Raw genomic sequence first — 8,111 nt, 5'->3', positions numbered from 1 at the left:
TCGACGCCAAGCTCATCGAGCACCTCGGCAGGGTCCTCGTCGCCCTCACGGGCACGCTCTTTGAACTCCTCCCAGTGCTCGCCGACGACGCTACCGCACGTGAAACACCGTACCGGTACCATCATACTTTCATCACCTCAGCGGTAGGATTTCTGGTAGCGGGCCCGCGCGCCGGGGCCGCCCCATTTTTTCGGTTCGGACTGCCGAACGTCGTTGACGAGCAACGACCGGTCGAAGGACATGAACGCGTCCCGGAGTTCGGCGTCGTTCGTGTGCTCGACGAGACCGCGGGCGACCGCGGTCCGGATCGCGTCCGCCTGCCCGGCGAAGCCGCCGCCGGAGACGGTGACATCGATGTCGACGTTCTCGCGTAAGCCGTCCTCGGCGATACGGAACGGTTCGAGCATCTTCAGCTTCGCCTGCTCGGGCTCGACGAGTTCGACCGGTTTGGAGTTGATCCGAACCCGGCCGCTCCCCTCGGACACCGTCGCGCGGGCGACAGCCGTCTTCTTCTTGCCTGACGTGTTCGTTACCATGTGACGTTAGCACCCAGATTTTCACTGACGTCTCCGAGCGAGACGAATTTGATGTTCGAAAGCCGATCAAGGGACGTGCCTTCGAGGACCTCCGGTTCGACATCGTCGTCGCCCTCGTAGGCGTCGCCGAGGTAGATCCGGACGTTTTCGAACGCCTCGCGCCCTCGCGTTGTTTTATACGGCAGCATACCGCGAACAGCTCGTTTGAACAGCCGGTCCGGCCGCTGGGGGTACTGCGGTCCCCGGTCGGAGCCGACCTCGCGTCGCGTCCGGTAGACGGACATGACGTCCTCCTCGCCGCCGGTGATGACCGCCGACTCGGCGTTGATCACCGCGACGCGCTCGCCATCGAGGGCGAGTTCGGCGACCTGCGATGCGACACGGCCAAGAATGCAGTTGCGGGCGTCGATGACGACGTCCGCGTGGAACTCCGCGTAGCTCATCGGATCACCCGCACGTCCGCGCCGTCTGGATTGTTTTTGAGCGCTTCCTCGAGTTCGATCGCTTCGCCGACGTCGTCGATCTTCGTCTGGGCCGTCGACGAGAAGTCGACGGCTGCGACTGTGACCCCCTTTCGGAGGGCACCGGACCCGAGCACCTTGCCGGGCACGATCACGGTCTCGTCTTCCTGTGCGTACCGCTCGATGCGGCCCAGGTTGACTTCTGCGTGCGTGCGCCGGGGCTTTTCGAGGCGCTCGGCCACATCGCTCCAGACCTCGCCACCGCCGTTGCGGGCGGTCGACTTCAGGTCGGCGATGAGACTAGATAGCCTCGGGTTCGTTTTACTACTCATCGTTGTTGCTCCTAAGAAGTGGATGCAGGGAGCAGGATTTGAACCTGCGGACCTCTACAGGACAGCGCCCTGAACGCTGCGCCGTTGGCCTAACTTGGCTATCCCTGCTCGCAGTGGTGTCTTTTCTGTCCCCGCTAAAACCCCTTTCGGTCGTTCCGGGCGCCGGACGCGCGGCTGTACCGCCGTTCGGATCCGGATCGGCCGTCGTGTATAGGGTATCGGGGGACATTGGATGTGTTTAGAGTTGGACCGCAGCTTCGAGTTCGTCCGCCCTCGCCCTGAGTGATTCGGCCGCCTTCAGGACGAGTTCCTCGACGCTCATCGACCCGTCCGTCTCGACGTCGAAGACGAACGCGTTCGGAACGTCCTCGACTGACACGTTCCGGTCGGGGTATCGGTTACTGAGATCGTTGTCGAACGACGCTGCATCGACGAGTTCGCCGTCGCCGGCTGCCTGGGACGCTTCCGACGTCCCGCTGTCTTCGATGACGCCGCGGATAATCTCTGGATCGTCGTCCGTGAACTCGTCGCGCTCGTCGCCGAGAACGACACGCTGGAGATGCCGGTAGCCCACGGCGACCCCGCCTTGGTGTTTGGCGTGGTCCTTCCCGTAGCCGAGTTTCGCGTCGGCTTCGAGTTCGAGCCGCTGGCCCTCTTTCAGGTCGATGATCGGAACGTTCTCCTCGCCGGGCTGAACCTGCCCGTCGCTGGAGACCAAATCGCCCGAGTATGCCGTCGCCGGTCCCTCAACGTCAATCGCGAGCGTGACCGTCTCGTCCGGTTCGTAGTCGTCCGGAGTCGTCAACGGGATCAGCCCGAGTCGGAGCGCGATCTGCTCGTCGAACATCACCGAGGAGTTCTCGATGACGCGGACCGTGTCGACCGATAGGGTCGGAACGTCCGCGACCATCGCCCGGCGGATGCCGTTCGCGAACGCGGGTGTTATCCCCCGGACGAGAAAGCGCGCGCTCCGTTCGTCCCGCTCGATGAACGTTACGTCATACTGGCCGGACATATCAGAATCCGGCGTTTTTCGGAGCGCGGGTCCCGTCGTGCGGGGTGGGTGTCACGTCTTCGATGCGGCCGATCTCGAGTCCGGCACGGGCGAGCGCTCGGATCGTCGCCTGCGCGCCGGGACCGGGGTTCTTCTGTAGGTTGCCGCCGGGGCCGCGAACGCGGACGTGGACGCCGTCGATGCCGGCCTCCTGAACGTCCTCGGCGACGACCTCCGCCATCTGCATGGCGGCGTACGGCGACGCCTCGTCGCGGTTCTGTTTCACGACCGTACCGCCGGACGATTTGACGATCGTCTCGGCGCCGGTCAGGTCCGTTACGGTGATGATCGTGTTGTTGAACGAGGCATACACGTGTGCGATGCCCCAGGTAGTATCGTCTGCCATCGTTACTGTCCCTCCGCCCGTTCGGGGTGGAGATCGTCCGCAAGCGGACTCGTTTCGTCAAATTCGAGCAGATCCTCGTCGGCGACGTCGACCTTCGTCGACGGTGCGCTGACACGGGCACCGTCGACGGTGACGTGGCCATGGGCGATGAACTGCCGGGCCTGTTTCGGCGTGTTGCCGAGGCCATTCCGATAGGCGACCGTCTGGAGACGACGCTCTAGGATGTCCGTCTCGTCCAACGAGAGGACGTCGTCGAGGCTGTCGCCATCGCCGAGGACGCCGATGCGCTTGAGCCGGGCGAGAAACTCGCTGCCGGCCTCAGCAGCCACATCGGTGTCACCCTGTGCCTCGCCGATGAGGCGTCGTGCCTCGCGGCGGTAGTCACGCAGTTCCGATTGGGCCCGCCAGAGTTCTTCCTTGTTGGCGAGGCCGTATCGAGAGACCAGATCGCCTTCCGCGGCGATCCGCTCGCCCTGGAAGGGGTGATTCGGCGTTTCGTAGAATTTAGTGTTGTTTCCGAGCGCCATTATTCTCCCTCAGCCGCCTCCTCGGCCTGCTCTTCCTTGATCGCCTCAACGTTGACACCGATCGTACCCTCGGTCCGGCCGGTAGACTTCGTTCGCTGGCCGCGGACCTTCTGGCCGCGCTTGTGTCGGACACCACGATAAGTGTCGACCATCTTCATCCGGTTGATGTCCTGTCGGCGGCTCATTCCGAGATCGTTGCCGACCTCGTGAGTGGTTTCGCCGGTAAAGAAGTCCCGCTGGTGGTTGGTGAGCCACGCGGGAACCTCGTCGGCGTACCCCTCGACGAGCTCGACGACGTCGTCGATCTTCTCTTCGTCGAGTGTGCCGAGTACCTCTCGGCGGTCGACGTCGGCTTTGTCGGCGATGATGCGAGCGACGCGACGACCGACGCCGTTCATGTCGGTCAACGCCCGCTCGACGCTTTTCGTCCCGTCGAGGTCGGTCTGGCCGATTCGGACGAAGTACTGGATGTCTTCGCCGTCCTCGTCCGCGTCTGGTTCTTCCGTGCTCATGTGTGGTTGGATTAGCGTCGTGGCGGGGATTTGAACCCCGGAGGCTTGCGCCACAGAGTTAGCAACCCTGCGCCTTGGGCCATGCTTGGCTACCACGACTCGCGTGCATGTATCTTCGCCCTTCCGGACTCGGGGTCGCTACCCCTGCATCTATTGCAACCGTCGATACCCGACCTCGGTACTTAAACTGCACGGAACGCCGGCCGCCGTGAGAGTCACACACGAAGCGCCAGCAACTCGGGAGACTACCGGTCTCGGCCGCCGTCCGCCCGGCTTCGGCTCCGCGTCTCGTTCCGGTTGACCGCCTCGCGGCGACGAACGATCCCCTGCATGTCCGCCGCCCTCCTCGCGAACTGCTGGAACGAGTCGGCAGTATCGTCGCCCTCGAGGACGATGGGGCGACCGCTGTCGCCGCCCTTCCGCACCGCGGGGTCGAGAGGCAGGCTGCCCAAAAACGGCATGTCGACGTCGGCGGCGAACTCCTCGCCACCGCCGCTGCCGAAGATATCGTGTTCGCCTCCACAGTCCGGGCAGACGAACCCGGACATGTTCTCGACGATGCCCAACACGGGCGTGTCGTGCTCGCCGAACATCCGAAGCCCCTTTCGCGCGTCGTCGAGAGCGACCTGTTGGGGCGTCGTCACGATCACCGCCCCGGAGACTGGGACCGACTGCAGGAGCGTCAGTTGCGTGTCCCCGGTGCCGGGCGGCAGATCCACGACCATGTAGTCGAGAGAACCCCACTCGACATCCTCCCACAGTTGGGTCAACACCTTGTGGACCATCGGCCCCCGCCAGATGACCGGGTCGTCCTCGCCGACGAGGAAGTCCATGCTCATGAGCTTCATTCCGTACTTTTCCGGCGGCACGATCGTTTCCTCGCGGGTCGCCTTTGGCTGGGCGTCCGATTCGACCATCCGTGGGACGTTCGGCCCATAGATATCGGCGTCGAACAACCCGACGCGGGCACCCATCTCGGAGAGTCCCGCCGCGAGGTTCACGGCGACCGTCGACTTTCCGACGCCCCCCTTCCCCGAGGCGACCGCGATGATGTTCTCGACGTCCGGCAGGATCTGTTCTCCCGTCGAAAGGCCCGTGTCGATACTGGCCGAGAGGTCGACCTCGCGGTCGGCGTCGGTGAGGGCGTTCCGGACGTCGCGCGCGAGCGCAGTTTCACTCGGCGAGTACGGGGCGCCGAGCGCCAGGTCGATGGAGACCGTCTCCGGGTCGATCTGGACGCCGTTGACCAGTCCCAACGAGACGATGTCGTCCCCGAGGGCGGGATCTTCGATCTCCGAGAGCTGGTCGAGAACCTCTTGTTCTTCCATGAGTGTGGTAGGTTCGTACTCGTCGATAAGGGTTGTGACCGCGGCCGACCGGTCGGCGTTTGGCCACCTAACGTAACTAAAAACCGTTTCGAACACACCCGATCCGGCGTCGATTTTAAGAACGTCTATCACGAGTTCGGCGTATGCTCGAAGATGGGTTCGGCCGCGAAACCACCGGTGTCAGGATATCGCTGACCGACCGATGTAATTTCGATTGCGTCTACTGCCACAACGAAGGCCTGGGCGACACCCGGGGCCCGATGGAGCCGGCCGACGACGAGATGTCGACCGACGACGTTGTACGGTTTCTGGAGGTCGCCGACGAGTTCGACATCCAGAAGGCGAAGTTCACCGGCGGCGAACCGCTACTTCGGGGCGACCTAGAGGAGATCGTCAGGCGGACCCCGGACGGCATCGACACCTCGGTGACGACCAACGGGACCTTTCTGCCCGAGCGGGCCGAGGGCCTCGTCGAGGCGGGGCTTGAGCGGGTCAACGTCTCTCAGGACGCGCTCTCACCGGAGGCGTTCCAGGAAGTCACGAAGAGTACGGCCTACGACGAGGTGATGGCGGGGATCGACGCCGCCCTCGAGGCCGGCCTCGACCCGGTTAAACTCAACATGGTCGTTTTCGAACACACCGCCGGCTACGTTCCGGAGATGGTCGATCACGTCGCCGAAAACGAAGGGCTGCAGCTCCAACTCATCGAGTACATGCCGGAACTCGCCGGCCGCCCCGAGTGGGCCATCGATATCGACCGCGTCCACGGGTGGCTTGAGGAGCAGGCTGACCGCATCGAGCGCCGCGAGATGCACGGCCGTCGCCGGTACTTCGTCGGCGAGGACGACCCGGACCTCCCCGGTGGGATGGTCGAGATCGTCGACCCCGTCGGCAACGCGGACTTTTGTGCGAACTGCCACCGGGTCCGGGTGACCCACGAGGGGTACTTGAAGGGCTGTCTCAACCGCAACGACGACCTCAAAAGCATGGGCGAAATGACGAAGCCAGAGATCCGCGAAACCTTCCGGAAGACCGTTGAGGAGCGCGTCCCCTACTACGGCGAGTACATGATCAATGACGACGACGGCGAGTGGGTCTTCAACGAGAAGTACCTCGAGACGGAGTACGTCGAGGCCTGAGCTTCGTTTCTCGACTCGCCTGCCTCACTCGTAGGTGTGGGTGTAGCCGCCGTCCCAGAGCATGTCGGCGCCGTTGAGGTGGGTGCCGTGTTTCGAGAAGCCGAACACGAAGAGGTTCGCGACCTCCGCGGGGGTCAGCATCTCCTTTGTACGGGCCTGTCCAAGCATGACATCTTCGACGACCTCCCGTTCGGAGATCCCACGCTCCTCGGCGGTGTCCTCGATCTGATTCAACATCAGCGGCGTCAACACGTAGCCCGCGCTGACGGAGAAGCCCCGAAGCGTACCCTCACCTTCGGCAGCGATCGCCCGGGTCAGCCCGTTGAGGCCGTGCTTGGCGGTGATGTAGGCGGCCTTGTCCTGCGTAGCGTACTGGCCGTGGACCGACGACATGTTTGCGATAGCGCCGACGCCGTCATCGGTCGCCCGGATGTGTGGCATGGCGAACTTTGCCGTAATGAACGGCGCCCGGAGCATCACGTCGAGCAGCAGGTCGTACTTCTCGGGGGGAAAGTCCGGAATGGGAGAGATATGCTGCATACCGGCGATGTTGGCGACGTACCGGAGATCGCCCGCCTCCGCGGCCGTCTCGACCATCGCTTCGACATCGCCGTCGTCGGCAAGATCGGTCTGCGTGGGCTGGATCTCCCCCTCAGCGCCAACGTCGTCGGCGAGGTCGACGGTCCCGTCGAGGCCGTCCTCGTCGATGTCAGCACCGACGACGGTGAGGCCGTTGGCCGCCAGCGCAACGGCAGTCGCACGGCCGATTCCCGAGGCCGCCCCCGTCACGATAACGACCGTCTCCGGGCCGAAGTGTGGGTCCTCCAGAACGAGAAGATCGTCGGCTGTCAGTTCCGGTGCGGTCAGTTCAAACTCCTCGGTAGGCGTACTCATGAACACCACTACAGAACGGGGGATAACAGTATTTGGTATTCGCTCCGGCGGCGCAGCCACCCGGATCCGGAGACCCTCGATGCGGCGTCCGGACGCCCCGGTTTACCGGCGCTCAGTCGTCGGCCGTCAGCCGGGGTGGCCCGAGGTCCTCCATCGCCCACGTGACAATCCGCGCCTCGACGAGGTCCCGTTCCTCGACGTGGGGATCGTCCGCCTCGTACCGTTCGAGGACATCGTCCGCGTTCTCGAGCAGTTCCCGCTCGAGAGGTCTTTGATCCGGCTCCGCCCTGTTCGCGTTCAATAGCGCCTCGAAGTCCTCTCGAAGGACGAACGAGGCCCGGCCGGCGTTACACCGCGACAACGGGCTCATTCCAGTCTCGAGCACGAGATCCCGAACCGTCTCCCAGTCGTCCTGACAGAAGTACAGCGTCACCTCTCCCTCGATGTCCCGCCAGGCGATCGGGCTAGCGTGTTTTAGCTGCTGGATCGCCCGTGGCGGGATCTCGACCCGGTGGGCGGTCTCCGGGTGCCCGCAGAGACAGCAGGGTTTCTCGGTCCGTCCGGTGTACATACGAGTCAGTACGGGCAGTACCCGTTTGGGTGTGTCGTCTCCGGCGGTCCACGCGGGAGATGTTCGGTCCATCCAGGGTGGGTGGTCGGCTCGCTCGGGGTGGATATTTATTCGTCCCCACCGTACAGGTGAACATGTCAAACGCGCGCGAACTGGTTGATTCGCCGTGCCCGGTCGTCGAGTCGATGGAACAGATCGGCTCGAAGTGGCGCTTGCTGGTCCTCCACGACCTCCAAGACGGCGAGAAGCGGTTCAACGAACTCAAACGATCGACGGACGCGAACTCCCGGACGCTCTCTCGGGTCCTCGACGACCTCCAAGAGACGGGGTTCGTCGAGCGCCGTCTAGAGGAAGACGCCCCGGTCGCAACATACTACTCGCTCACGGATAAGGGACGATCGCTGTGTCCCG

Annotated in this window: 12 protein-coding genes, 2 tRNA genes and 1 pseudogene; 2 read left to right on the top strand and 13 right to left on the bottom strand. The window is 63.9% G+C overall.

What is annotated here, in order from left to right; genetic code table 11:
• From ACI944_RS08975 to ACI944_RS08925, 11 genes and pseudogenes are all read right to left on the bottom strand, one after another.
• Nucleotides 1-125, bottom strand: a pseudogene (locus tag ACI944_RS08975) (DNA-directed RNA polymerase subunit N); the annotation flags it as partial.
• A gap of 12 nt (nt 126-137) precedes the next feature.
• Nucleotides 138-536, bottom strand: coding sequence for a 30S ribosomal protein S9 (locus ACI944_RS08970; RefSeq protein WP_411718709.1), 399 nt, complete (start codon nt 534-536; stop codon nt 138-140).
• On the bottom strand, nt 530-979 hold the full coding sequence (locus ACI944_RS08965; RefSeq protein WP_411718708.1) for a 50S ribosomal protein L13: 450 nt from the start codon (nt 977-979) through the stop codon (nt 530-532). Before ACI944_RS08965 ends, ACI944_RS08970 begins: the two co-directional genes overlap by 7 nt.
• Complete coding sequence (locus ACI944_RS08960; RefSeq protein ID WP_411718707.1) at nt 976-1,329, bottom strand: 50S ribosomal protein L18e; 354 nt, start codon at nt 1,327-1,329, stop codon at nt 976-978. The genes ACI944_RS08965 and ACI944_RS08960 overlap by 4 nt, the downstream gene beginning before the upstream one ends.
• A 23-nt stretch (nt 1,330-1,352) precedes the next feature.
• Nucleotides 1,353-1,437 (bottom strand) — tRNA-Leu (locus ACI944_RS08955).
• A gap of 130 nt (nt 1,438-1,567) precedes the next feature.
• On the bottom strand, nt 1,568-2,344 hold the full coding sequence (locus tag ACI944_RS08950; protein WP_411718706.1) for a DNA-directed RNA polymerase subunit D: 777 nt from the start codon (nt 2,342-2,344) through the stop codon (nt 1,568-1,570).
• A gap of 1 nt (nt 2,345) precedes the next feature.
• Nucleotides 2,346-2,729 (bottom strand): 30S ribosomal protein S11, encoded by a 384-nt coding sequence (locus ACI944_RS08945; protein WP_015409672.1) that lies wholly within the window; start codon nt 2,727-2,729, stop codon nt 2,346-2,348.
• A 2-nt stretch (nt 2,730-2,731) separates the two neighbouring features.
• Nucleotides 2,732-3,256: a 30S ribosomal protein S4 gene (locus ACI944_RS08940; RefSeq protein ID WP_411718705.1), complete on the bottom strand. Its 525-nt coding sequence runs from the start codon at nt 3,254-3,256 to the stop codon at nt 2,732-2,734.
• Nucleotides 3,256-3,768, bottom strand: coding sequence for a 30S ribosomal protein S13 (locus ACI944_RS08935; RefSeq protein ID WP_411718704.1), 513 nt, complete (start codon nt 3,766-3,768; stop codon nt 3,256-3,258). The genes ACI944_RS08940 and ACI944_RS08935 overlap by 1 nt, the downstream gene beginning before the upstream one ends.
• 15 nt (nt 3,769-3,783) lie before the next feature.
• Nucleotides 3,784-3,867 (bottom strand) — tRNA-Ser (locus ACI944_RS08930).
• A 146-nt stretch (nt 3,868-4,013) separates the two neighbouring features.
• Nucleotides 4,014-5,096 (bottom strand): Mrp/NBP35 family ATP-binding protein, encoded by a 1,083-nt coding sequence (locus tag ACI944_RS08925; RefSeq protein WP_411718703.1) that lies wholly within the window; start codon nt 5,094-5,096, stop codon nt 4,014-4,016.
• Nucleotides 5,097-5,239: 143 nt separating this feature from the next.
• Between ACI944_RS08925 and moaA the strand changes: the two genes are divergently transcribed.
• Nucleotides 5,240-6,235 carry a GTP 3',8-cyclase MoaA gene (moaA, locus tag ACI944_RS08920; RefSeq protein ID WP_411718702.1) on the top strand — a complete coding sequence of 332 codons (996 nt, stop codon included), beginning with the start codon at nt 5,240-5,242 and terminating at the stop codon, nt 6,233-6,235.
• Nucleotides 6,236-6,259: 24 nt separating this feature from the next.
• Here the strand turns inward: moaA and ACI944_RS08915 are convergent, their stop codons facing one another.
• Both ACI944_RS08915 and ACI944_RS08910 read right to left on the bottom strand, forming a co-directional pair.
• Entirely contained in the window at nt 6,260-7,129 is an 870-nt protein-coding gene (locus tag ACI944_RS08915; protein WP_411718701.1) for an SDR family oxidoreductase, read from the bottom strand.
• Between the two features lie 112 nt (nt 7,130-7,241).
• Nucleotides 7,242-7,700, bottom strand: a complete 459-nt coding sequence (locus ACI944_RS08910) for a hypothetical protein (RefSeq protein WP_411718700.1) — start codon at nt 7,698-7,700, stop codon at nt 7,242-7,244.
• A gap of 134 nt (nt 7,701-7,834) precedes the next feature.
• Here ACI944_RS08910 and ACI944_RS08905 point away from each other — a divergent pair.
• Nucleotides 7,835-8,111: winged helix-turn-helix transcriptional regulator (locus ACI944_RS08905; protein ID WP_411718699.1), on the top strand; the 277-nt coding region annotated here is incomplete at its 3' end.

It is taken from the genome of Natronomonas sp. (assembly GCF_046710025.1).
Lineage (GTDB): Archaea > Halobacteriota > Halobacteria > Halobacteriales > Haloarculaceae > Natronomonas.
This window is presented reverse-complemented; position numbering and strand designations above follow the sequence as displayed.

Coding starts and splice junctions, on each gene's coding strand:
- ACI944_RS08945 (WP_015409672.1), bottom strand. CDS start 2,729: ATGGCAGACGATACTACCTGGGGCATCGCACACGTGTATGCCTCGTTC.
- ACI944_RS08950 (WP_411718706.1), bottom strand. CDS start 2,344: ATGTCCGGCCAGTATGACGTAACGTTCATCGAGCGGGACGAACGGAGC.
- ACI944_RS08915 (WP_411718701.1), bottom strand. CDS start 7,129: ATGAGTACGCCTACCGAGGAGTTTGAACTGACCGCACCGGAACTGACA.
- ACI944_RS08940 (WP_411718705.1), bottom strand. CDS start 3,256: ATGGCGCTCGGAAACAACACTAAATTCTACGAAACGCCGAATCACCCC.
- ACI944_RS08970 (WP_411718709.1), bottom strand. CDS start 536: ATGGTAACGAACACGTCAGGCAAGAAGAAGACGGCTGTCGCCCGCGCG.
- ACI944_RS08935 (WP_411718704.1), bottom strand. CDS start 3,768: ATGAGCACGGAAGAACCAGACGCGGACGAGGACGGCGAAGACATCCAG.
- ACI944_RS08960 (WP_411718707.1), bottom strand. CDS start 1,329: ATGAGTAGTAAAACGAACCCGAGGCTATCTAGTCTCATCGCCGACCTG.
- ACI944_RS08965 (WP_411718708.1), bottom strand. CDS start 979: ATGAGCTACGCGGAGTTCCACGCGGACGTCGTCATCGACGCCCGCAAC.
- moaA (WP_411718702.1), top strand. CDS start 5,240: ATGCTCGAAGATGGGTTCGGCCGCGAAACCACCGGTGTCAGGATATCG.
- ACI944_RS08925 (WP_411718703.1), bottom strand. CDS start 5,096: ATGGAAGAACAAGAGGTTCTCGACCAGCTCTCGGAGATCGAAGATCCC.
- ACI944_RS08910 (WP_411718700.1), bottom strand. CDS start 7,700: ATGTACACCGGACGGACCGAGAAACCCTGCTGTCTCTGCGGGCACCCG.